Origin of the sequence: Rhabdochlamydiaceae symbiont of Dictyostelium giganteum (assembly GCF_964291045.1) — a bacterium.
GTDB lineage: Bacteria > Chlamydiota > Chlamydiia > Chlamydiales > Rhabdochlamydiaceae > PALSA-1444.
Genome location: NZ_OZ197277.1, coordinates 632,307 through 655,329 on the forward strand (window position 1 = coordinate 632,307; position 23,023 = coordinate 655,329).

Annotated in this window: 19 protein-coding genes; 5 read left to right on the top strand and 14 right to left on the bottom strand. The window is 38.3% G+C overall.

Features of this window, described 5'->3' with window-relative positions; genetic code table 11:
* Window positions 1-90: 90 nt before the first annotated feature.
* Entirely contained in the window at window positions 91-951 is an 861-nt protein-coding gene (locus ACI7T6_RS02165; protein WP_404665954.1) for a hypothetical protein, read from the top strand.
* On the opposite strand, the gene ACI7T6_RS02170 is transcribed toward ACI7T6_RS02165, so the two are convergent.
* Window positions 914-1,993 carry a bifunctional transcriptional activator/DNA repair enzyme AdaA gene (locus ACI7T6_RS02170; protein WP_404665955.1) on the bottom strand — a complete coding sequence of 360 codons (1,080 nt, stop codon included), beginning with the start codon at window positions 1,991-1,993 and terminating at the stop codon, window positions 914-916. The two genes, ACI7T6_RS02165 and ACI7T6_RS02170, sit on opposite strands and share 38 nt — an antisense overlap.
* 280 nt (window positions 1,994-2,273) lie before the next feature.
* Between ACI7T6_RS02170 and ACI7T6_RS02175 the strand changes: the two genes are divergently transcribed.
* Window positions 2,274-3,701, top strand: coding sequence for a hypothetical protein (locus tag ACI7T6_RS02175; RefSeq protein WP_404665956.1), 1,428 nt, complete (start codon window positions 2,274-2,276; stop codon window positions 3,699-3,701).
* Between the two features lie 349 nt (window positions 3,702-4,050).
* Complete coding sequence (locus ACI7T6_RS02180) at window positions 4,051-4,203, top strand: hypothetical protein (RefSeq protein ID WP_404665957.1); 153 nt, start codon at window positions 4,051-4,053, stop codon at window positions 4,201-4,203.
* Window positions 4,204-4,226: 23 nt separating this feature from the next.
* Here ACI7T6_RS02180 and ACI7T6_RS02185 read toward each other — a convergent pair whose 3' ends face one another.
* The 5 genes from ACI7T6_RS02185 to ACI7T6_RS02205 form a co-directional block, all read right to left on the bottom strand.
* The gene (locus ACI7T6_RS02185) at window positions 4,227-7,454 is read right to left on the bottom strand and encodes a tetratricopeptide repeat protein (RefSeq protein ID WP_404665958.1); all 3,228 of its coding nucleotides are present in this window, start codon (window positions 7,452-7,454) and stop codon (window positions 4,227-4,229) included.
* A 461-nt stretch (window positions 7,455-7,915) separates the two neighbouring features.
* Window positions 7,916-8,986, bottom strand: coding sequence for a PotD/PotF family extracellular solute-binding protein (locus ACI7T6_RS02190; protein ID WP_404665959.1), 1,071 nt, complete (start codon window positions 8,984-8,986; stop codon window positions 7,916-7,918).
* Entirely contained in the window at window positions 8,983-9,771 is a 789-nt protein-coding gene (locus tag ACI7T6_RS02195; RefSeq protein ID WP_404665960.1) for an ABC transporter permease, read from the bottom strand. Before ACI7T6_RS02195 ends, ACI7T6_RS02190 begins: the two co-directional genes overlap by 4 nt.
* Window positions 9,764-10,630, bottom strand: coding sequence for an ABC transporter permease (locus ACI7T6_RS02200; protein ID WP_404665961.1), 867 nt, complete (start codon window positions 10,628-10,630; stop codon window positions 9,764-9,766). Before ACI7T6_RS02200 ends, ACI7T6_RS02195 begins: the two co-directional genes overlap by 8 nt.
* Window positions 10,627-11,757, bottom strand: coding sequence for an ABC transporter ATP-binding protein (locus tag ACI7T6_RS02205; RefSeq protein WP_404665962.1), 1,131 nt, complete (start codon window positions 11,755-11,757; stop codon window positions 10,627-10,629). The genes ACI7T6_RS02200 and ACI7T6_RS02205 overlap by 4 nt, the downstream gene beginning before the upstream one ends.
* Before the next feature lie 156 nt (window positions 11,758-11,913).
* Here ACI7T6_RS02205 and trxB point away from each other — a divergent pair, with 156 nt between their 5' ends.
* On the top strand, window positions 11,914-12,870 hold the full coding sequence (trxB, locus tag ACI7T6_RS02210) for a thioredoxin-disulfide reductase (protein WP_404665963.1): 957 nt from the start codon (window positions 11,914-11,916) through the stop codon (window positions 12,868-12,870).
* On the top strand, window positions 12,857-13,666 hold the full coding sequence (locus ACI7T6_RS02215) for a hypothetical protein (protein ID WP_404665964.1): 810 nt from the start codon (window positions 12,857-12,859) through the stop codon (window positions 13,664-13,666). The genes trxB and ACI7T6_RS02215 overlap by 14 nt, the downstream gene beginning before the upstream one ends.
* Window positions 13,667-14,149: 483 nt before the next feature.
* Here ACI7T6_RS02215 and ACI7T6_RS02220 read toward each other — a convergent pair whose 3' ends face one another.
* The 8 genes from ACI7T6_RS02220 to ACI7T6_RS02255 form a co-directional block, all read right to left on the bottom strand.
* Window positions 14,150-15,820, bottom strand: coding sequence for a hypothetical protein (locus tag ACI7T6_RS02220; protein WP_404665965.1), 1,671 nt, complete (start codon window positions 15,818-15,820; stop codon window positions 14,150-14,152).
* On the bottom strand, window positions 15,793-16,383 hold the full coding sequence (locus ACI7T6_RS02225; RefSeq protein WP_404665966.1) for a Maf family protein: 591 nt from the start codon (window positions 16,381-16,383) through the stop codon (window positions 15,793-15,795). The genes ACI7T6_RS02220 and ACI7T6_RS02225 overlap by 28 nt, the downstream gene beginning before the upstream one ends.
* 3 nt (window positions 16,384-16,386) lie before the next feature.
* Entirely contained in the window at window positions 16,387-18,282 is a 1,896-nt protein-coding gene (locus ACI7T6_RS02230) for a DUF3604 domain-containing protein (RefSeq protein ID WP_404665967.1), read from the bottom strand.
* Window positions 18,283-18,437: 155 nt separating this feature from the next.
* Entirely contained in the window at window positions 18,438-18,836 is a 399-nt protein-coding gene (locus ACI7T6_RS02235; protein WP_404665968.1) for a DNA polymerase III subunit chi, read from the bottom strand.
* On the bottom strand, window positions 18,833-19,462 hold the full coding sequence (locus ACI7T6_RS02240) for a DUF502 domain-containing protein (RefSeq protein WP_404665969.1): 630 nt from the start codon (window positions 19,460-19,462) through the stop codon (window positions 18,833-18,835). Before ACI7T6_RS02240 ends, ACI7T6_RS02235 begins: the two co-directional genes overlap by 4 nt.
* Window positions 19,459-20,088: a DUF502 domain-containing protein gene (locus ACI7T6_RS02245; RefSeq protein ID WP_404665970.1), complete on the bottom strand. Its 630-nt coding sequence runs from the start codon at window positions 20,086-20,088 to the stop codon at window positions 19,459-19,461. Before ACI7T6_RS02245 ends, ACI7T6_RS02240 begins: the two co-directional genes overlap by 4 nt.
* 35 nt (window positions 20,089-20,123) lie before the next feature.
* On the bottom strand, window positions 20,124-20,771 hold the full coding sequence (locus ACI7T6_RS02250) for a DNA-3-methyladenine glycosylase (RefSeq protein WP_404665971.1): 648 nt from the start codon (window positions 20,769-20,771) through the stop codon (window positions 20,124-20,126).
* 13 nt (window positions 20,772-20,784) lie between these two features.
* Window positions 20,785-22,980, bottom strand: a complete 2,196-nt coding sequence (locus ACI7T6_RS02255; protein WP_404665972.1) for a ribonuclease R family protein — start codon at window positions 22,978-22,980, stop codon at window positions 20,785-20,787.
* Window positions 22,981-23,023 lie beyond the last annotated feature (43 nt).

The window sequence follows — 23,023 nt, forward strand, 5'->3', positions numbered from 1 at the left end:
TTTTAATTTAAACAATTTCTTCTTAAATCACGATCTTCTTTCTTAAATCAGTGAGATTCAGGCATAATAAGTCCTTTAAAAAGGTGCCCTATGACAATTTTTCATGGACTCTCTCATTTACCTCCTGCCTGTAGAGATTTTGCCTCCCTTATCATGAAACTTCATCCGTACACAGAGGAAAAGAAACAGTATAAAAAAGATTTTGAAGAATTTTTTGTGAAGATGTTTCATCCAAATAGCCACTTAGAATTAGAAGATATGGCACACCAATGGACAGTGAGTTTATATGCCATTCAGGCAAGCTATACTTCCCTTTCCTCTGTTGAGATTCTTCTTAAGCGGATTTTTGATCATACCATGGAAAAACATCCCCTTCCTTTAATTGAAGCAGCTAGAAAGACATCTTTTTATCAAGGCTCAAGCTATTCTAGATGGCAAAAATTTGCAAAGATTCAAATCCCTCAGCTAGGCGCCTCTATTTTTAAATCGAGTATCACAAAAATCACGCTCACAGCGCTTTATTTCCTAGGGGTGCAAAAAATTGCCTCTCTACTCTTCTCTTCTTTGATTCCTCATCTCTATGATTGGAATCCGCATTTCGTAAAAGGGGTGAGAGTGTTATTAACATCAGGAAAAATTCCTTTATATGGAGCTCTTGCATTAGGAGCCCTTTATGGGATAGAGAAAATTTCTTCTGTTGTTTTTCTTTCCAATAAGCCCTATTTGAAGGCAGCTTTTCAAGGGATTGAAAGAGGGAGTAAGTTCTTATCTGCAAAAGTTCCGCTTCCTCTTTCATGGGTGTGGATCCAAAGCCAAAAATGGGGTCATTACTTAGATCATACATTCCAGGCACGTCAAAAGATGTACATCATGACCGAAAAAACGAAAGCTCGGAATGTATGGGATAAAATCATTAGAAAGTATGCAAATGTTTCTTTTGCGGATCATTAAAGGTGCTATTCTCATGATGAAGGAGCCATTTTTTTAAAGAAATGCCTCCTGCATACCCCCCTAGTGACCGATCTTTATAAATGACCCGGTGACAGGGAACAATGATGGCGAGGTGATTTTTGCTGTTAGCTTTTGCAACAGCTCTTGTTCCTTTAGGGTTTTGAATAGATAGAGCAAGCTCTTGGTAAGAAACCGTCTTTCCATAAGGAATTTGTCTTAGAGCTTCCCATACCGTTTTTTGAAAGTAAGTCCCTTCTAAGTGGATTGGGGTTAAGAAGCGAGAAAGTTTTCCCTCAAAATAGAGAAAGAGCTCTTCTTGAATCTGATCTAGAATAGGATTTTCCCCTGGAGTGATAGCAGCTTCTAGGCGGCTTTGTAGTTGAAGGACTTCTTTTTTTAGCTCTTTTCGGTTCATAAAGTCTAAAAAATAGAGTTTATGAGAATCTGCTAGAGCAATCATAGGACCTAAAGGGGTGTCTAGCCATACGGCATTCAGGATGATCTTATGCCGGCTTTTATCTGGCGAGCTACCGATGATTTTCCAAAAAGCGTCTCTAAATCCGCTTCCCGATTCATACCCAGCACTTAGCTGAGTGTCAATGACAGATTCTTGATGATGAAGCGATTTCATTGCATGTCCCATAGTGTTTGCCCTCGCATATTGTATGACGGTCATTCCAAACCGTTTTTTAAATTGCCTTCTTGCTGTAGAAGGGTGAAAAGAGAACTCTTTGAGATCGTGATCACTCCACCTTTTATGAGGCTCTTTGTGAATGGCAGTGATGATGTTTTGGATCAAAGATGAAGAAGCATCAGGATAAGCAAGAGGATGACACCGTTTGCAGGGAGAAAAACCGTCTTGAAGCGCTTCTTGAACAGTAGGATAAAAGAGGCAATGTTTTTTTAGCGGTTTTCGAGAAGGGCATACAGGTCTACACACAATCTTTGTCGTCGTAACTCCGACAAAAAATAGTCCATCATACTCTTTCCTTTTCTCGGTAAAGTATTGGTAATACAGTTCATGACAAGAGGAAATACACACGGTTTTTTTATCCTTAAAGTAAATGTCTCTTTTATTATACCGATCGCAAAAAAAGAAACAGCCGTAAAATGAGCGTGGTTTTTTTAGCCCGTTAAATGGGAGAAGTTTTGAAGAGATTTTTCAGTCTTAAAAGGAGGGGAGGAGTGTCATCTCCGCTTATTTTCTATCGATTTTTTCACCGTCTCATTAAAAGAGAAAAAAAGCTTAACGGCTTCATAGCTAAAATAGATCAGTTTATCTATACTTTGTTATTCTCTTTTAATCATTCAGGAATATGACGATGACATTTTTTCCAATTTCTCATAAGCCGCAGCTAGAAAACTCTTATCAACATTGGAGAAGTTACTACTCTGAACTGAATTCATCTAATATCAAAGCAATTGCTTGGCCTATTTTAAAAACAGCGATTCCTGCAATGGTTGTTTGGATTGGATGCCACCGTCTTCCTCCAAGAGCTGCACATATTGTGATGAGCTCTTCAGGAAAAGTCATCACAATGATCGTGTGCCAGCTGATCAATCCTATCTGTCTGGCGACGTTTCAACTGTTTTTACAAAAGCCTGAAATTGTTCAGCAAATGACGCTTTGCAAACAAACAAAATCTTTAAAAGAGCTCTCTTTTCTTTTGATGTTTCTCTATGTAGCAGCCTATTCATTCTATGAATGTGTTAAACAACCTCACCGAACATCTCCATTAAAAAGTTCTTTAGAAGATTTAAAAATGCCAGATCCTCAGGCAATGTTAGCTTATTTAAAGCAGCATCAGCTCACACTTGGAGACTTCCTATTTCTGAATGAAAACGTACAAGGAATGGACTTTCCTAAACATTATTCCCTAGAGGATAGGATAGCTTCTACATGCTCTCTTGTGAATCATAAAAAACTTCAAAAAATCTTTTCTGAGTCCATATCTCACCAAGATAAGATTTTCAAGGTTGATGCTTTGATGAAAAAAAGGAAGTTTTTTCTGAAAAATGTGAAGTATATTCCTCAAGCTACTTATAGCTATTCATTACGATTAATAGGAGCGCAGTTCTTTAAACTGATCTTACTGACCGCCTCTTTTGTGTATTTAGCAAAATTACAAGGGGTATTTAGCACGGCTCTCTTATTTAGCTTAGGGCTTATCTTAAATGAATCTCATTTGAGATTTCTTTTTAATGAGCGCCCTTTGAAAACATCCCTTAATATAGAAGTTGTGCATCTTTTAAAAGCAGAGTCAATTTTAACATCTTTGTACCCAAGTTTACTCCTCAGAAAAGAAGAGACAGATTTTTATGTGACCCCTTCTATCTTTCAAATGACAGCTCAGTTATGGGCATCCCTGACAAATATGGTGATTGCCTATAAAATGAGTCAGATGCATAACCCGATGTTTTCATTTAATTTTAGAATGTCTTTAGGGCAAACATTTGCCTCTTATCTAGAAGACATCTACTCTAGATATAGTCAAGACTCCTCTCGTATTCCTTTAAGAGATCAAGTGATGGGTTACTTAGAAAAACTCTATAATCAAAGTGTTTTGATTGATCCTGAAGAGCTTAAAGAAGCTGTGCGCAATGCTAAAGATAGACAAAATGCGAGAAGCAGTTCTTCTCCTAAAAGAGATTCTACAAAAGGATCTTCTACTCCCGGATTAAAAGAACTCTATTCTAAAAATAGATTCATCAATCCTTTAGAAAATCCAGACGACGATGATCCTTCATAATGGATCTAAGATTGATGAAAAAACCCAATTGTATGGGGATTTGATCTAGGCTATAAAAAGTCTTCAGCTTATATGCCCTATAGCCTCAAAGTCATAGAGAAATCATTGATTTGATATCGATAGAGCTAGTTGTGGCTGGAGCTCAATACAGCTCACGCGCTTTTTATGGTATATCCCCTAAACGCTGTATTTATCTGAAGGGGGGGGTAATAATTATTTTTATTGATTTTATCACTGTTCAGACACCCATCTATTACTAATATTTTTTTATTCTTGTTTAAAATTTTTCAAAAATTAGGTTGTTCATGACTGCTCTAAATCTTATTTTGCTTATCCACAAGTGAACCTGTTGTTAAACAATTTTCAACATTTAAGAGGGCTTAGCTTTATCTATGAAGAAGAGAGAGAAACAGTCTTTAGCTATGAAGAAGAATTTCTCTTTTTTGCTTATCAAATTCTTAAAAAAGAGCCTCTTTCAGAAGATGTTATCAAAATATTTTAATTAAAGCGCCTTGCCTTCTGGCGCTAATAATCAACATTTAAATGGAAGCTTTTTCTTCTTTTTGCATAAGAGATAAAATTTATCAAATCCATTATCCGTGTGAAATCAAGTTCAAATGCACGGACGAAAAGATCTCCTCTTGAAAGAATGGTCTTCTCATCAAAAAGCAGAATACCTTCCCTATCATCCATCATAAGAGCTGCTAAGTGATACGCTTCTGCTTCATATGTTCCTAGCTGTATAGCTCTCATGAAGAGCTGTTTACAAGATAAAATCATTCCATTTAAAAGTTGAATGTTTTCTATATTCTGATTAAAGAGCTCTTTTCCTAACAGGAAGCGGGGCAAGCTATACTCAGGATTAATATCGATGGCTTTAAGATAAAGAGCCTCTTTTGAGGTATAACTTTTTTCATGAATATTTAAAGGGTTCTGAAAACTTGTTGCAAGAGCCACATAAGCCTCTTCGCAAGAAGGCCTATACTTGAGTAATTCAAGTAAAAATTCCCGTTTTTTTGTAAAGTAAAGCTCATCACTGATATCAAGATCATCTGAATTTCCATAACGACGACTTACAAACCGAATACTTTTTTTATTTTTGGTGAGACTCCACTCTTTAAGGGACTTTTCAAAAATACAGAGATCTTTAGAGTCTGAGCCTGTAAGTTCAAACTGAGAAAGAATTCTAGCTAATACTGTGTAAGGCTCTAACCGAGCTTTGTAGCATTGATGAACTTTCTTTAAGACGTGATGAAACAACTCTTTCTTTCTTAACTGTTCATGAGGATAGAGAGATTCTGTCCATTTTAAGAGAGCTATAGCATCACTATCATCGGATTTGGCCTCTTCATAACATGTTCTTTTATCATAAAACTTCCCTCTTAATAAAATGCGCTCTTCAGGGTGAAGCGCATCACCTATTTTTGTTAAAATATACTGAGCCGGATTGTTTTGATAAACATACGTGTAAGCTTGCAATTTTGTAAGTTTTATCCCATCTTGTAATACCGTATACTTTCTCAAAGAGAGATAGTCTCCGACTCCTTCATTTCCCTTACGTTTTAAATATGCCGAAGAAAGAAAAGGGAGCGCATGTTGATAGAGTGTTTTTGTAGAGATTACCTCGCCATTTTTTAAAGTTAAAGAAGCTCCTTCCTTAAGAAGCTTTGCTCTTAAAAACTCATCTTCGATTGCAAAACTAGTGCTTAATTCTTGAAGAAGAGCTGTTGTTTTATGAAAGAAATGAGAAGCGACAGAGAAAAAATGAGGGGCAAATCGTGGGCTAAACGCAAAGGTAGGATCTAAATGAAGAGCCTCTTTGAATAAAAATTCAATATCTGCCTTTTTTTTATTTTTTAAGGAAACAGTGTTATTTTGAATGATTGAGATTAAGCCAAAATATCCTTCTATGTTATTTGGATTTTTTTCAATTTCTTGGGCATAAATTTGTTGTAAATAGCGCTGAGCTTGGGGATCTAGGCTTTCAATTGATTGTAAATCAACGACTTTAAGATAAAGCTCTTTTTTTGTATAAATCTCCCCACTTAAAAGTTTTACTTTTTCTTTATTTTTTAAGAGGTATGTAAGATTATAGTAAAGCATTGCATTTTTAGGATCTAATTCAATTGCCTTTAGATAAAGCCCTTTTTTTGTATAAATCTTCCCACTTAAGAGCTTGATTGTTTCATCATCTTGTAGGATGTATGCAAGCTTCGCATAAGATTGTGCATTTTTAGGATCTAATTCAATTGCCTTTAGATAAAGCCCTTTTTTTGTATAAATCTTCCCACTTAAGAGCTTGATTGTTTCATCATCTTGTAGGATGTATGCAAGCTTCGCATAAGATTGTGCATTTTTAGGATCTAACTGGATAGCCTTAAGATAAAGCTCTTTTTTTGTATAGATCTTCCCATTTAAAAACTTTACCGTCTCATCATTTTCTAGGAGGCATGCAAGATTAAAGCAAAGTATTGCATTTTTAGGATCTAACTGGGCGGCCTTTAAATAAAGCTCTTTTTTTGTATAAATTTCCCCATTTAAGAGCTTTATCGTCTCATTATTTTTTAGGAGGTACGCAAGATTAGAGTAAACTATTGCATTTTTAGGATCTAACTGAGTGGATTTAAGATAAAGCTTTTTATTTGTATAAATTTCCCCATTTAAAAGCTTTATTGTTTCATGATTTTTTAAAAGGTTCGCAAAATTGCAGTAAAACATCGCATTTTTAGGATTTAGCTGGATAGCCTTAAGATAGAGCTCTTTACTTGTATAGATTTTCCCATTTAAAAGTTCTACCGTTTCATTATTTTCTAGGAGGCAAGCAATATTGTAGTAAAGTATTGCATTTTTGGGATTTAACTGGATGGCTTTAAGATAAAGCTCTTTATTTGTATAGATTTTCCCATTTAAAAATTCTACTGTTTCACTATTTTCTAGGGAGCTTGCAAGACTATAGTAGAAATCTGCATCTTGAGGATTTAATTGGATGGCTTTAAGATAAAGCTCTTTATTTGTATAGATTTTCCCGTTTAAAAATTCTACTGTTTCACTATTTTCTAGGGAGCTTGCAAGACCGTAATAGAAATCTGCATCTTGAGGATTTAATTGGATGGCTTTAAGATAAAGCTCTTTGCTTGTATAAAATTTCCCATTTAAAAATTCTACTGTTTCACTATTTTCTAGGGAGCTTGCAAGACCGTAGTAGAAATCTGCATCTTGAGGATTTAATTGGATTGCCTTAAGATAAAGCTCTTTGTTTGTATAGATTGCCCCGTTTAAAAGTTTTATCGTTTCATCATCTTCTAGAAGATTGGCTAGATTATAGTAAGAATTTTCATGCTGAGGATTTAACTGGATTGCCTTAAGATAAAGCTCTTTACTTGTATAGATTTCTCCATTTAAAAGTTCTATTGTTTCATCATTTTCTAGAAGCTTAGCAAGCTTATAGTAAGCGTTTCCGCCTTCAGAATCACAATCAATTGCCTGAAGAAGAGATTCTTTTTCTATAGAGAATTTATCACTTAAGGGTTTTATGATAGAATGTATATGTAAAAAATTTGACCCTTTGTCAATATTTTTATTGTGATTTTTTTCTAAAATAAAATTTGCTGTCTGCTCTATTTTGGAAGAGTCTATTTTGATTTTTTTAGAGAAATTTTCATCATTATTTTCTGCTAAAGCAGGCAATAAATTTTCTTTGTAATGAGGAGATTTTGATTGATCTACTATTAAAGAATGAGATCTAATTATCATGATGTGATTCCGTGGATTTACGTTCTTAAGCTAATTTGAGATCAAAGCATCATACAATAGCCACTCACTGAAAATCAATAAAAAATCAACTATTGAGATGCCCTCACTACACACACATTTTTTTGTATGTAGGGGATATAATCTAACTATTAGAAGTTGAGAGAGTCAGTTTCTGAAATAAATCCTTTGTTGAGAATTTGATAAGCAAAAAAAGAAATACTTCTTCATAGCGAAGGATAACTCTTCTTTTTCTTCTCCATTGATAAAATTGAGCTCTCTTCAACGAATAGACATTGTGCAGTAGCAGACTCACTTGTAAATATGCAAAATAAGATTTTCACTAGGCGTGAATAGCAGGGTTTTTGAAAAATAATAAAAGGAAATAAAAAAATTACTTCTGCTGCTCTCTTACGGGTAGGAAAGGCGTCTGAATAGTTACATTTACAATCTCAATCAGCAATTTAATGCGTCTTAACCTGAACCCAAGCATTGCGTATGTTTGCTTGTGAAGAGAGCATGGAAAAAAAGTGAAATTTACCGAGCTCTTTATCTGAAAGAGACAGCAGTTTTTTCATCGGATCATTTGGAGGAAGAGAGTGTAAAACATCTTCTCTTGCAGGGAAAATACCGTATGTCTCGTAGTGAGTTTTCATCGAAGAGGGTTGATAGAGATAGTTAATGAGCTGATAGGTGAGATGCTCTTTTTGGCTAGCTTTTGGGATACAGATATTTTCAATCGTAATAAAAGACCCTTCTTTAGGAAGCACATAGTTGATGAAGGGGAACTTACGCATTGTTCTAAAGAGATAAGAGCTTGAACAGATCGCTAATTGACTATTTTTTGTCGCTAAAAAGTAGTCCGCTCTAAAGTCAGCATAAGCATTGACATAAGGCTTTTGCTTGACAAGAAGCGCTGTAGATTCTTGAAGCTGAGCTTCTGAGAGGGTGTCTACTGGTCCAAAGAGATAAAACGCTGCCATTTGAAGACTTTGAATGGGGTCATTGGACATGGTGATGCGGTAGTGAATCGTTTCAGGGTCAAATAAGCTTTTCCAGCTAGGGATAAACGGCTTTTCTTTAAAGTAGTCTTGATCAATCCCTAAGAGAAAAATTTCCCATTCAAAAGGGATGGAATACACATTTTGCGGATCAAAAGAGAGATTTAAGAGCTTAGGGCTTAGTTGAGGGAAAAACTCTAATTTTTCATGATCAAGAGGTTTAAGAAGATTTTCTTTAGCAAGGATTTCTACCGAGTAGTCTGAAGGGATGATCATATCATACCCCTTACCTTCAGTGGCTTTAAGTTTCACAAGGAGCTCTTCATTAGAAGAGTAGAAATTCATATTCACATGAATACCAGTCGCTGCTTCAAATTCAGCTACCACAGATGGCTCTAAGATATCTCCCCAGGTAAATACGTTAATGGAGTCTCTTTTTTTAAATAAGGAAAATTGGGGCATGTAAAGGATAAAAAGAAAGAGCGATATCCAAAAAAGAACAACTAAACTACGCATACCTGTTTTTTTGATCATAAGAAGAGTTTACTCCTCGAGCTAATTTGAAAATACATGAGTGCCATCAAACTACTAATAAAAAGAAGAAGAGCTGATAGGGCGTTCACAACAGGAGATATCCCTGACCGGATCATGGAGAGGATATAGAGTGAAAGCGTTTGAACAGAGCTTCCCGCACAGAAATAAGTTAAAATAAAATCATCAAATGAGATGATAAACACAAGAAGAGCGCTTGTAATGAGTGAGGGACGTAACAAGGGAAGTGTCACTTTAAAAAAAGTTTGAATTGGGCTTGCACCAAGCACTAAAGACGCCTCTGTTAGCCTCTCATCTAGCTCTAAATACCTTGCATAGACAAGAGGAATCACAAATCCCAGTCCTAAGACGGTATGTCCAACAATGAGTGTTGTCATGCCTAAAGAAATCGAAGCTAAGCTAAAAAAGCCAAGAAGACTCACTCCTAGTACAGTTTCGGGGATGATCATGCTTCCATAAAAAAGAGGGAGATACCTTTCAACTTTTCCTCCTTGAGAGACAAAGAAGATGAGTCCCACTCCCATACAAAGCGATATCATCGTTGAAGAGAGCGCAATAATCAAAGAATTTCCAAACGCTTTCCACAGGTAAACAGAATGAAGCAGCTCTTGATACCATTTAAGAGTAAAAGAGGTCCAAGGGGAGGGGAATCCTTCACTATTAAAAGAAAAGACGAGCAAAATGATTAAAGGGACCCATAAAAAGAGGTAGGTGAGGGTGATTAAAATCAGATGCGCTGTTTTTCCTAAAGAAGAAGATCTAGCCATGATGCACCACCTGTTTTCCAAGTTTTCCCAAAAGGTGATAAAAAAGCGCAGCTGTCACAAGAAGCACAAGAGAGCATATCACCATAAATGCCGCTCCTAAATCGCCAGTTCCCTCTGAGAGCATGTATTCAGATACCACACTTCCCACAACCATTAGCTTATCGCCTCCCATAAGAGAAGGGATAGCAAACTCTCCAAAGGAGGGGATATAGACAAGGAAAAAGCCAGCTCTGACACCTTGCATGGTCAGTGGCAGAATAATACGCTCAAAGGTTTGTTTCCAGGTGGCTCCAAGATCGTAAGACGCTTCAATGAGGCTTCTATCAAACCTTTCTAAAGACGAGTAGATGGGAAGCACCATAAAGGGGAGATAGTAATACACCATCATAATCATGATGGCAAAAGGGGTATTGAGAAGAAAAAGAGGCTCTTGGATAAGGCCTAAATAGGTGAGGAGGTTATTTAAAAACCCATGCGTTTCTAACACATAAAACCACGCATACACGTGGAGTAAAAAGTTCGTCCAAAAAGGGATTAAGAGAAGGAAAAGAAAGAAATTTTTGAGCTTTTTTCCTCTAAACGCAATGAAATAAGCAAGTGGATAGGCAATGCAAAAGCAAAGACAAGTGGTCGCAATTGCGAATCCCAGTGAGAGCCCAATCACTTTAAAGTAGGTAGGCGTTAAAAAATAGTAGATTTTAGAGAAGGTAAAGCTTGGCATCTCCGAAGAGGAGAACTGGAAAAAACTTGTCACCACAATGAGAAAAAGCGGAATATAAAAGAAAAGCGCTTGCCACACAATCGCTGGCATTCCAACAGAAAGAGGGTATTCGGAGGAGAGGGGTTTAGGAAGTTTCATTTTTCTAAAATCACAACGTTTTCTTTTTGCCAGTAAAGACTTACCTCATCATCGTAATCGATGATCTCTTGAGGGAAATGTTCTTCATTTTGCTCAAACACTTGAAGCTTAATGGAGCTATTGAGGTCAATATTATATTGAGTGGATCTTCCATGATACACAATCGATTGGACTACCCCTTTAACACTATTAGAAAAGTTATTTACCTGTTTTTTAGAGATAAAGATTTTCTCTGGCCGGATGCTAATGAGCACATCGCACCCTTCTTTCATCCACGGTTTAAGTTGAGAGATGAAGAGTTTAAATCTTCCTAAATCAGGGATGTTAATCTCTGGTTCATCTGAGCCAAGACCATGGAGCGTCCCTCCTAAAATGTTAGTTGTTCCCACAAACTTTGCAACAAAAGAGGTGTGAGGGAACTCATAGATCTCTTTAGGAGTTCCAATCTGCTCAATTTCTCCGCGGTGATTCATGATCGCCATTTGATCAGCCACTGTAAGCGCTTCAAATTGATCGTGAGTCACGTAGACAAACGTTGTTTTAAGCTTATCTTGAAGATCAATGAGCTCGATGAGAAGTCTTTCTCTTAACTTAAAATCCAGCGCAGCTAGCGGCTCATCGAGAAGTAAAACGTCTGGTTCATTCACAATTCCTCTTGCAATTGCCACCCGTTGCTGTTGCCCACCAGAGAGCTGAGAGGGGAATTTATAGATATGATTTTCTAGATGAAATGACTCTAATATTTTAAACACCTTCTGCTCGATGACAATCTTAGGTAATTGATTAATTCTTAAGCTATAAGCGACATTGTCAAAAACATTTAAATGAGGAAAGAGGGCGTAATTTTGAAAGACAACATTCACAGGTCTTTCGTGAATGGGATCATCGGTAATTTCTGTATCTCCTAGAAAGATTTTCCCAGAATTCACCTTTTCAAGACCTGCAATTAGACGTAAAAGGGTTGTTTTTCCACAACCGCTCGGGCCTAAAAGGGCAAAGAATTTTCCTGCAGGGATGGTGAGACTGATATCGTTGATAATGGTTCCACCGCTGATTGTCTTATGAATCTTTTCTAGCTTAATACTTCTCATGGTAAAAATTGTATCGATGACGGGAGTTTGTTGCAAAAATTTTCACCAAATTGATACAACTATATGAAATTATGTGAGCAGATGGCAGGATCAAGTGAGTTAAGACATCTCTTTTGACTCAAGATTTTAAGCCTTATTAAGCTCAAGCCAAAAAACACATCTAACTCTCTCTCATCTTTATAAGGATATCAAATGGAAAAAAGAAAGCTCACGATCATTGGTTCAGGACCTGCCTCTTATACAGCAGCAATTTATGCAGCAAGAGCTGGCCTTAATCCGCTTGTTTATGAAGGGTTTTATTCAGGCCCAGCAGGCGGGCAGCTGATGACGACAACAGAGGTGGAAAATTTCCCTGGATTTCCTCAAGGCATTACAGGTCCAGAGCTGATCGATCTTTTCCGTAAACAAGCAGAAAGGTTTGGAACAACATTCATTGCAGAAGATGTCATAGCAGTAGAAACGCTCCGTTCTCCTTTCCTTGTTAAATCATCCTCTCTTGAAGTGTTATCAGAGTCAGTGATCATTGCAACAGGAGCTACGGCTAAAAGGCTTTATGTGAAAGGTACTCACGATACAGAGTTTTGGCAAAAAGGGGTAACAGCGTGTGCCGTATGTGATGGCGCTATGCCGATCTTTAGAGATCAAGATCTCTTTGTGATTGGAGGAGGAGATACAGCTGTTGAAGAGGCGCTTTTCCTCACCCGGTTTGGTAAAAAAGTGTATATTGTTCACCGTAGAGATGAGCTAAGAGCTTCAAAGATCATGGCATCTCGTGCTCTTAATCACCCTAAAATCACTCTTCTTTGGAATAGTGAACTTGAATGTGTTGAAGGGGATAGGGTTGTGAGATCTGTTACCCTTAAAAACAGTTTAACAGGAGCTTTAACCACGTATCCAGCAGCTGGCGTCTTTTTTGCGATTGGGCATGAACCTAACACAAAATTTTTAGGCGGGCAAATTGAGCTAGAATCTAATGGCTACATTAAAGTGATAAAAGGATCTTCAAGAACAAGTAGGGAAGGGATTTTTGCAGCAGGAGATGTTCAAGATCACGTGTATAGACAAGCCATCACGGCAGCTGGAAGCGGCTGTATGGCAGCTTTAGATGCAGAAAGATGGCTTGCGGAACAGGAACATGTCTTACTTTAAAGGGCTCCTGATTTTTCCTCTAACACTCACGGCTTTTGAACAAGAGCCGTGGCCCTCTAACGTGTATGAATGTCAATTCACACCCTCTTATGTATCAAGTCACTATTCAAAACTCAGTAACGCGCTTTCTGAGGAAAATATAGGTTCAAAAAATACCCTTAACTCTTTTAACCTTCTTTTTACACCAGCTCCTAATTTGCAAACAGATCTTCATCTTGAGTTTGCAAAAACATCTCTTTATGCGATGGGATATCAAAGCGCTTTTTTTGAGTGTAAGTATCAATGCTTAGATGATCTTATCTCGGACCCAGTTGCTTTAGTGACAGCTGTATTATTGCGTAATGTTTCTTCAAAACGGCTTAATGATGTGAGCTGCCCCTATTCTGCTCCTTTAGAACTAGAGTTCTCTACTGTAGCTGGAAAAGAGTGGAGCGATCGGTTAGAAAGAGTTGTTAAACTGTTTGGAGGAATCAACCTTGGTATAGGCACTTTAGGGAGCCCTTGGCTAAAGAGCTTTATCACCTTTAACGGGGTCACTAAGCGTCATCAAGAATTTGGCCTCTCTCTTCACTACGCTAGAGGATTTGGATCTGAAACAGAGATCAACCCGCTCCACTTTCATGGATACGGCCCTATCAAATATCAAAACATCGATCTCTCTTTACATACCAAGTATCACATCCCGATTTGGGGCTCTTTTGCCATCAATTACGGAATGAGGCTGTATGCAAAATCGTGTCCTCAAAATCTCTCTTTTTGGCAAGTGAGTTATACGCTTCCTTTTTCTCTTTTTTAATAGCTATCGTGGATGGATTTGTATATTTGCGTTAATTAATAGATAGCGCATAAAATAATTTAATTGATTGTCTTTTTACAAAGATGCCACTCAATATCTGTCGATTTGCCATCATTGCTTTTAAATAATAATTAGAGAGTTTCAATGGGTGCTAATCGTAATATTTTATCAGAAGCTGAGCTTATCAAAGTGTCCTTTTCTGCTTTTTATTTCTTAGATAGCGGCAGTTTCGGATTAACCGATAAATATTTTCAATAATGAAAATTAGTGAAAATCCACCTTTTAAGCGTTAATTTTTTTTATCTAGAAAAAGAATAAACAAGAAGGTTGAAAAATGAATGAGTTGCCCTATTTTACCCTGTTGATAACTGTTATAAAGAGTTTGAACCTGTTTGGAAAAAAATGATCTTAGAAGATAGAAGATCGTTTATGAGATGTTGGATCACAAGAGAGCCGTCTCTATTATGAACTATATCAAAGGCTCTACTGAATCGCATGTAATAAAAGGCCAGCTAATACATAACGGTTATGAGGGTGTCCATGCCGTATCCCTTCTAGAAGTAAATCAATACCCTCATGCGTATGTCTTTTAGCAATTGCTTCATAGCTTTGCATTAAAAGCGCTGCATTTTCATGAGGAGTGAGTTCATAAGAAGAGGGACTTATTCCTTTCATCTTGGGGAGTGAGGGGCGAAACCCTACCATATCGATATGACACGTCTCATGAATCCACTCTTTAAGCCGGGTATCATAGGGTCCCTCTTCTTTTAAACGAAACAGCGCTAAGTGACAACACATCCGAATGAAGGGGAGCTCTCCTAAGGCAGCATATTTTTTTAAAAGATTAATGCACCCTTCTGTTTTATGATTCTCAAGAAGGTGACAAAGAAGAGGGATGAGTTCTACCTGCTGATTTTCAAAAATTTGAGAGGCGATCAAGAGAAAATCCCTCTCTTCTAACTCAAGGGTGTGCATGAGCATCTCTTGTCTTAGAGAATAAGATGACTCTTTAACAAAAAGAGCGTAGTTTGTCTCTTGCTGAGAGACAGAAGGGATGACTTTCCAGGAACGGAGCGCTTTACCTGGGGAGGCAAGAGGAAAGAACCCTAAGTCTTGACTTTGATGGAACAGAAACTCTGGAAGGGTTTTTAAGCAGGTAGGATCTTTTTGCAAAAGAAGCGATAGCGTGGCATTAAAACGGACATGGATAGAGGGGTGAGAGAGAAGCTCTTGAAGCACCAAGGGATGAGAGGGGAGCTCTCCTAGTAAGGTGATTGCAAAAAGATCCCCTTCTTGAGCTAGCTTTTCAATGGGTGTAAGGGCATTAAAGTCCCCTAGAAGATAAAGAGCGTAAAGCGCTGTTAGTTTAAGAGAAGAAGAAGAGCTTAAGGCAAGTTTTTGAATCTTAGGGAGTGAGTGAGAGTCTTTTAAAAGAGCTAATGCTAAAGTAGACGCTTCCAACTCTTTAAGATCTGTATGCGTTAAATAGTTTCTAATGAACGGAATAAAGTCTTCTAATTGATAATTTGCAACAGCAAGTATTGCCTCAATTCTTGTGTGAATGAGAGGAGAGTGCATCAGCTGCTTTAGATTCTTTAGAGCGTCTTTAGAGCTTGTCATGGCAAAAAGAGGGGGGAAGTAAGCTGAAAACTCTGGAGGGAATTTATGCATTAACGCCTCTAAATAGGCAGAAGATTTCGGGTGTTTTTTATGTGCTAAAAGGTAAGCTGACTCAAGGGCAATGACAGGGTAAGAAGAGGTGACAGATCTAGCTAGAAGTTCATCTCCTCTATCGTGAGAGAGTTTCGCAAGAAGGGAGAGGGCAGCTACTTGAGTTTCTAGGTGAGGGCTATGAAGCGTCTCTTCAATGATCTCTACAGAATGAGTGATTTGAGAGGCTTGAAGGCCATAAAGAGCTGAGAGCTGAGAATTTAGCTCTTGACTTTCTGCTCCCATTTTCAAAAGAGTGATCCCCAGTTCTAGTAAAACATCAAAATCGTGCGCTCCGTACTCTTTTTGATACGCATCATAAAGAGTAAAAGCTTTGACAAACTCTTTGGCTTTGAGAAGGTAGCTGATCTGTTCTTTTTCAATAGAGGTGAGGGGAAAGAGATAAAGGAGGGCACTTAAGAGAGCGGCTTTAAATAGTCCCATAGATCAATTCCTACCTGAAGAAGAAGTTTTTGCACACTGTTAACTGGAAGTCCAAGCACATTGTCATAGCTTCCTTCTAAACGAGAGATGATCAAATTTCCACATTTTTCAATTCCATATCCACCAGCTTTTGTCATAAATTGACAATAGCTGTGAAATTGCTGAATTTGGTAAGGCGTGAGGGGATTAAAAAGGAGTTTTGTTTCTTCTACATGAGAGTAGACATCTTCTCCTTTCCTAACGGCAACAGCTGTAAAAACCGACTGCCAGTTTCCTGAAAAAGTCATGAGGAAGTTAAACGCTTCCTCTTGACTGACGGGTTTATTATAGATCTTGCCTTGACAAGTGACAACGCTATCTGCTGTTAAAATCACATCATGGGGATATAAGGCACCTAGCGTCTCACTTTTTTTAAGAGCAAGGGTGAGTGCATGATTTTTAGGATCTCCTTCATAAGGCACAGATTCTTCATCAAAATGCGAAGGGACCTGCTCAAAAGGGAGGGAGAAATCACTTAAAATTTCACGCCGGCTTTTTGACTCGGATCCTAAAATAATGCGCATGAACTATTTCCCTTTTCCTTTTTTAAGAGGTGCTGCTTGCCCCTCTGCACTATCTACCCAAATCGGTGAGCTCCAAGCCATATGTTGATCTGCTTGCGTTACACGGAGGTAGTAAAAGATAAAAGGTGTTTTTCCAGCTCCCCCAGGAAGCGCGATCTTTGCAAGAGGCTCCATATCATCATACGTAAATGATAGAGAATCTCCATCCACATCAAACTTCTTAATCACAACGCCATTACGGATAAGAGCAACTTCTTGGATTGCTGTTGTTCCGCAAATATATCCAGAAATATGACGGTTAATCGCAAGACCTGGTTTTGCTTTGGTATTAAGCTCACTTCCCATCGGAGCTCCTGCAATGTGGAATCCAACGATGATGCGGGCTCCAGTTGTTGCATAGCAAGATCTACTAAGAATTGCTTGCGCAATCGACTCTCTTGTGTGATCGCTACATAAAACAGCCGTGAGGCCTGGAGAGTATTGCTCTTGTCCTGGCTCTAAAAATTTTGCAAACGGCTCTCTTTTATCAAGGCCTCCTGCCACAAATCCAAGCCTCTTATTATGGCAAAGCGCCTTCATAATTGATCCAGATTCTACTTCTTGAACTCCTTTTTTAGCAGAACTTCGAATCGGTCTTGGGTTTCCCTCTTTGCCGCTACATTCAGAAGAGCCCCAAGCGTTGTAAATTTCGATGACTTTTTCAACATCAGAATCAAGACTTGAAAAATCGGTTTCAAACCCTTTAGCCATACTCATCTGAGGAATCGTGATCCCTTCTTTAGGTGTTAAGATGTTGTGCAGCTTTGCAAGTGAGCTACTTTTTGCATCTTTTTGCCGAAGAAGAGGTCTTTGATCTTTAAAGTAGACAACTTGTCTAAGACCCTCTTCTGCAGGGAATTGAAACCCTAAGAAGGAAGAAAACCGTTGATCTTCATTAAATTCACTTGACTGTTGAGAAATGAGCTTCCACGCTTCATTCGACGTTTCTTCTAAACTCTCAAAAGGAGACACTCCGTAGAATTGAAACGCTTTTTCATCTCTAAATTCTCTTAAGCACGCTTCAATCCCTTCTTGAGAGCTATTTTTCTCAGACTCTCCGTGGAAAATTCCCCAACATAACATGGTTTGAGAATCAGAGAGACACTTAATAGGAGAAGAGTAGTATTTATCGTGTGTTTTGAGGTTCTCTAGCTGGATTTTATAGATGCTGGGTTCATTAAAATAGAGGTTAGGAAGGTTAATGAAGCCGGTTTCTGGGATGAAGAGTTTCCAGTTTAAGTTCCCTCTTTGATTTTCATAAGAGAGCTCAATTAAACTCCCTTCTGGAGCATGACTTGTCAGGTTGCCAAACGCATCTTCAAATCTCACAAGAACATCAAACCGTTTATTTTTAGCAACAAGAGAAGGGGCTAAAATACGGATATGATGGAGTATATTTCCCCGGATATCGAGGTGAAATGTCTCTTCTTCTTTAAAGTCGTTTTTTCCTCTAGGATCGATGAAAAGATGAAACGGTTTACGTCTTTGAACATTTAGCTGAGCTCTTGATCCTTTTTCATTCTCATCAGATGGGGATCCTAGGCAAATGACAAGAAGATCGCCGGATTTGATATCAATAGGTATGACAAATTCGTAAAGAGATGAGGATGACCCTTCTTTTTCTACAAGTTTTGGAGTGAGACTCTTTCCATCAGAAAGTTCCATCCAAATCATATTTTTTTTATCTTTAGGGTTGATTTGAGGGGACTGCCAATCGATATTTCTCCCTTCAGTTCCGAGGTCAAAACGGATTTTTGCTCCTTTAGGGAGGTTAATAGCTGGTGTATAGTGAAAACGGAATGTTCTCACTTCTCCAGCGTAGCAATGCAGGGGGTCACAAACACAAATTGAGCGGCGCATGGGTTTTGTCCTAAATCATAAAGTTGACAGTTATTTCACACTCTTTCAGGAAAGCGTGTATTACACACCTTACCGTTTATAGAGCAAGTGAAGACATAGTGTAAATAAAAAATCATTCTTTTTCAATGAACTTTCCCGTTTTGACTCCTAGAGATTCAAGAGTTTGAGGTGTCCATAATCACTTGGTAGCCGTGATTTTTATAAAGATCATATCGTTTTTTTGAAAGAGCCTGCTTTTCAGGATGGGTTAAGTCTTCTAATTCATAAACTGCTTTAAGAGGATGAAAAAGAGGGTCTTTACATAAATTAAACACACAAGGGAATTCAGGGAGCACTTTATCACTGATGTGAAGAAGATGACTTGGATGAGGAAGAAATCCTTCTTTGGGCATTTTCCAAAAGAGCTGATCTAAAAAAAGAGCCACCTCTTCACTTGGAACTAAAAAAAGCAGGGGCTCTTTTTTTTCAAAATGTAGAGTTGCTACTTGAACCAGTTTTTCTAGTTTAGCTTGCTGGGTTTTAACGGGATAAAAGATTACTTTGAGAGCGTTCATGATGAGGGAAGTGCCGTACCACAAGATATTAAGAACTTAAGCGCATCTTCAGGTGAGAGTTGAATAGTATGAAGGTCTTTTTTTAAGCAAAAAATCATATAGCCAGCAATGGGGTGAGGAGCTGTTGGAATAAAGACCGTGGTATCCACTAAGAAAGAGGCTCTTTGAACAAAATCAGGAACTCTCCCTGTGATAAACCCCATCGATAAGCTTGTCTTTGAAGGGAAAGGAATCAAAACCGTTTCTTGTAAAGGGTTATGTTGAGGAGAGAGGACAGCTTTGACAAGATCCCTTGAGAGTCTATAGATCGTTCCTAAGAGAGGGATTTTAAAAATCCATTGATTGATGAAATGGATGAGAGATTTAAGGACAAACTTCCTTCCAATAAACCCTAAAAAGGTAATGAAAATAGCTCCCACTAAAAGAGCGATGATACGGCTTAAAAACATCACCCCGAAAGAGTTAGAAATACCCTCAAAATAGCTTTTCTTTCCTAGTAAGATGAGAAGAGAGGTGAGCGTATGGTAGATAGGCGCTGTGATCAAATCAAAGATATACTGAAATAGCCAAAGAGAGATCAAAATCGGAAGAAGGATCATGAGCCCGGCTGAAAACGATTTTTTCATGGGGCGCTCTTTTCTTCTGGAACAAGGAGCCCTGCAGAAATCACATACTTAAGAGCCGATTCTACAGATAGATCAAGATAAATCAGATCAGAGGTTTGATACATCAAAAGAAAGCCTGAAGTGGGGTTTGGAGCTGTTAAAATCAGAACAGACACTTTAGAAGAGTTATCCCCTCCAAATAACTTGGGCACTTCTTTTGAAATAAGCCCAATTGCATAAACGCCTGGATAGGGAAAAGGGGCTAAAACAACTTGGGTAAAAGAGGAGTGATTAGGAGAAAAGAAAGTTTGAGTGACATCTTTGACTGTCTTATGAATGGTTTTAATAATAGGGATTTGATGCAAGATTTTATCTGTCAGAGAAAAAATAAAGCGGGTGATAAAGAGCCTTGTCAAAAGACCAAGCGCTGCTGTCATCACAACCATCATGATAATAATTAAGAGTTTACTTAGTATTAAAATCAGTTGATGGGGAGAGAGAAAAAGGATTTTTTCTTGAATAAACCCTTTATTTTCAAGAAAAGAAGAAACGAAGCTAACAAAAGGATCGGTAAAGAAACTAATCATGAAGTTGAGCAGCATGAAGGAAATCGCAATAGGGAGCAGAATCATGAGTCCTGCGATCAAATTTTTTCTCATTAATAAAAACATAAGGCTTAAAGTTATAGCAAATTCTTACCGTTTTGATCTAGAGAGGAATGCGTAGAGCTCTTTTTTTCTTCTAAGGCACTTAAGAGAGGTAAAGAGGAAAACGTTGCCACAAATCGGTAGGGAAGCTTCGCATCTTCTCCTGCATAATCAATACCAATACGTGGCGTTACAAGAATAGAGGTCGGAATCAGGCCGTGATCTTCAATCCAAAGAGAGGGGCCCTCAAAGCTTAACCCATTATGCGCTAAAGAAAGACCCAGTGCTTGACATACCGTGCCAGGTCCCTGACAAAGAGGTTTTTTCCCTTTTCTTCTTTCTACCATGATGTCATGCCCGTGATAAGGGATGAGCGCCCGGATGAGTACAGCATGAGGATCACCCTCTTGCGAGGTGACAATATTTAATAACGTATGAATGCCATAACAAAGGTAGAGGTAAGACACCCCTCCTTCTTGATACATGATTTCTGTTCTAGGGGTTCTTCTTCCTTGATAAGCGTGACACGCTTTATCTTCCTTTCCGCAATACGCCTCTGTCTCTACGATAATCCCTGACACTCTTTGGTTGTCTAGGTTAGAAAACAGCACTTTGCCTAGGAGATCCCGGGCAATTTGTACTGTATCTTTTTGCTGATAAAAACTCTTTACAAGGAGTGCCATGATTCTCCGAGATTTAGGAAGATTTTCTTCTTCTTTTTTTGGAAGAAGACACTTTTTTTGTTTTACGCGGTTTTTTAGAAGGAAATCTTTTAAGCTCAGCTGGAAGAGATAGCTCCCATTTTGCTTCTAAAAGAATTAAATCTAAACTCACCGGGATTACTTTTAAAACATCTCCTACTTTATGTACCTGTCCAGATCTTTCTCCCACAAGGAGATTTTGCTCAGAATTAAAGAGGAAATAGTCGTTTTCTAAAGAAGAGATATGAAGAAATCCTTCAAGAAGAAGCTCTTTTACATCAAAAGAAATACCAAATGGTTTAATTTTTGTAATGACAGCTTCATAAGAGGCACCCGGATCTTCTTGCATCCACCGGCTTAAGAGACGGAATTTTTTTAAGAGCTTAACACTCGATTCTGCGCGGAAAGAGAGCCTTTCATGATCTGAGCACATTTTCGCAATCTCTTCAAAGTCACTATCCATCTTCTCTTCATCAAATAAAAGTCTTTGGGTGACAAGATCTGAATACCTTCGAATGGGGCTTGTAAAGTGGCAGTAGTGATCAAGAGAAAGACCGTAGTGTCCAATGCCTTGTTTAGGAGAGTATTGAGCAAGCTTCATACTCCGAATAAAACTGACAGCCAGCTGACTTGTAAAAGGTGTCTCTTTTGCCTTTTGAAACATCACTTGGACATCTTGTCTTGTAGGCTCAGGGGGAAGGAAAAACCCTAAACTTCTAGCTGTTGCATAAAAATCTTCTTGATCATTGGGAGAAGGAGCTTCATGGGTCCTAAAAATAGAGGGCTTTTTTGCCTCAATGAGATGCAGCGCCACCATTTCATTGGCTTTAAGCATAAACTCTTCCACAAGTTGGTGAGTGATATCGTACTCAGAGGTGTGAAACCCCAGAGGATTGCCCTCTTTATCCACAACAATGGAGAGATCAGGAAGAGAAAAGTCGATGCTGCCGCGTTCGTTTCGTTTGGCTTTTAGAAGAGAGGCCAGTTTTACCATCTGTTCAAGAAGCAGAAGATGCGGGCTTTCTATCTTTTTATCCAGCACATCTTTAGCCTCTTCATAGGAAAAGCGGTGCTGACTTTTGATGACAGTGCGCAAAATGTTTGTCTTTAAAAGATTTCCCTCAGGGCTAAAATCCATCATGACAGAGATGGTTAGTCTAGAGACATACGGCTTTAAGCTACAGAGTTCATTAGAGAGCTCATAAGGGAGCATGGGAACGCATTTTCCAGGGAAATAGGTAGAGTTTCCTCTTTTAACAGCATCCAGATCAAGAGGAGATGAAGGGGGAACGTAGTGAGCGACATCTGCAATGTGTACACCCAGTGTATAGATCCCTTTGCTACTGACTGTTAAAGAGAGAGCATCATCAAAGTCTTTAGCCGTTTTTGGATCAATGGTGACGCATTCAAGATCTTGCAGATTCACTCTTGAAGATCCTTCCATTGAAGGGATCTCGGTTCCAAAAAGAGTGGCTTGCATAAGAGCATCTTTTGAAAACTCAGAAGGAATATCAAACTCTTTAAGCGCGCACTCAATATCGATGCTAGGATCTTCAATCGATCCCAAAACTTGGACCATATTAGCTGTTGGAGGTGATGATTCACTTCCCCAATAGGTCATTTTAAGCACGACCCTATCACCCACCTGGCTATTAGGATAGGGGGAGACAAGAATCAATTTAGACGATCCTAAAAGAGGGGAATACGCAAAGAAATGGTTTTCTTTAGAAGGGTGGTGAAGAATCGCTCCTACATGCGTGCGTGTTCTTTCTAACACTTGAACGATCTTTCCTTCAGGCCCTTTTGCCCAATCAGAGTTAGGATCAACTTCCACTTCTACACGGTCTTTATCGACGCACTCGGTAGCTAGATGCTTAGGGATAAAAATATCTTGCGTATAAATAGAAGGGGGATCCAGTTCCACAAATCCAAACCCTTTAGGGTGAAGATGGATGACACCTGTCACAGTTTCTGGTTTAGGTTTATTAGGAAGATACTGTTTTTTTCTGACAATAACTGTTTTTTCTTGAACGAGGTCTTTTAAAATTTGTTTGCAAAGAGCGTGAAACTGCGGCGCAATTTTTAATCTAGCTAAAAGGGTTTTTTCTCCGCACGGCTTGAATTTTTTTCCTTGAAGGTGCTCGAGAAGAAGTTGTTTAAATGTGGGGTATTGAGATTGTTGATTAACCATATCATACTATCATACCTGAGATAGGATCTAATAAACAATCTTT

Excerpts from the sequence above, each read along its gene's own strand:
- ACI7T6_RS02165 (WP_404665954.1), top strand. The coding sequence starts at position 91 with ATGACAATTTTTCATGGACTCTCTCATTTACCTCCTGCCTGTAGAGAT.
- ACI7T6_RS02175 (WP_404665956.1), top strand. The coding sequence starts at position 2,274 with ATGACATTTTTTCCAATTTCTCATAAGCCGCAGCTAGAAAACTCTTAT.
- ACI7T6_RS02185 (WP_404665958.1), bottom strand. The coding sequence starts at position 7,454 with ATGATAATTAGATCTCATTCTTTAATAGTAGATCAATCAAAATCTCCT.
- ACI7T6_RS02190 (WP_404665959.1), bottom strand. The coding sequence starts at position 8,986 with ATGATCAAAAAAACAGGTATGCGTAGTTTAGTTGTTCTTTTTTGGATA.
- ACI7T6_RS02195 (WP_404665960.1), bottom strand. The coding sequence starts at position 9,771 with ATGGCTAGATCTTCTTCTTTAGGAAAAACAGCGCATCTGATTTTAATC.
- ACI7T6_RS02200 (WP_404665961.1), bottom strand. The coding sequence starts at position 10,630 with ATGAAACTTCCTAAACCCCTCTCCTCCGAATACCCTCTTTCTGTTGGA.
- trxB (WP_404665963.1), top strand. The coding sequence starts at position 11,914 with ATGGAAAAAAGAAAGCTCACGATCATTGGTTCAGGACCTGCCTCTTAT.
- ACI7T6_RS02215 (WP_404665964.1), top strand. The coding sequence starts at position 12,857 with ATGTCTTACTTTAAAGGGCTCCTGATTTTTCCTCTAACACTCACGGCT.
- ACI7T6_RS02220 (WP_404665965.1), bottom strand. The coding sequence starts at position 15,820 with ATGGGACTATTTAAAGCCGCTCTCTTAAGTGCCCTCCTTTATCTCTTT.
- ACI7T6_RS02225 (WP_404665966.1), bottom strand. The coding sequence starts at position 16,383 with ATGCGCATTATTTTAGGATCCGAGTCAAAAAGCCGGCGTGAAATTTTA.
- ACI7T6_RS02230 (WP_404665967.1), bottom strand. The coding sequence starts at position 18,282 with ATGCGCCGCTCAATTTGTGTTTGTGACCCCCTGCATTGCTACGCTGGA.
- ACI7T6_RS02235 (WP_404665968.1), bottom strand. The coding sequence starts at position 18,836 with ATGAACGCTCTCAAAGTAATCTTTTATCCCGTTAAAACCCAGCAAGCT.
- ACI7T6_RS02240 (WP_404665969.1), bottom strand. The coding sequence starts at position 19,462 with ATGAAAAAATCGTTTTCAGCCGGGCTCATGATCCTTCTTCCGATTTTG.
- ACI7T6_RS02250 (WP_404665971.1), bottom strand. The coding sequence starts at position 20,771 with ATGGCACTCCTTGTAAAGAGTTTTTATCAGCAAAAAGATACAGTACAA.
- ACI7T6_RS02255 (WP_404665972.1), bottom strand. The coding sequence starts at position 22,980 with ATGGTTAATCAACAATCTCAATACCCCACATTTAAACAACTTCTTCTC.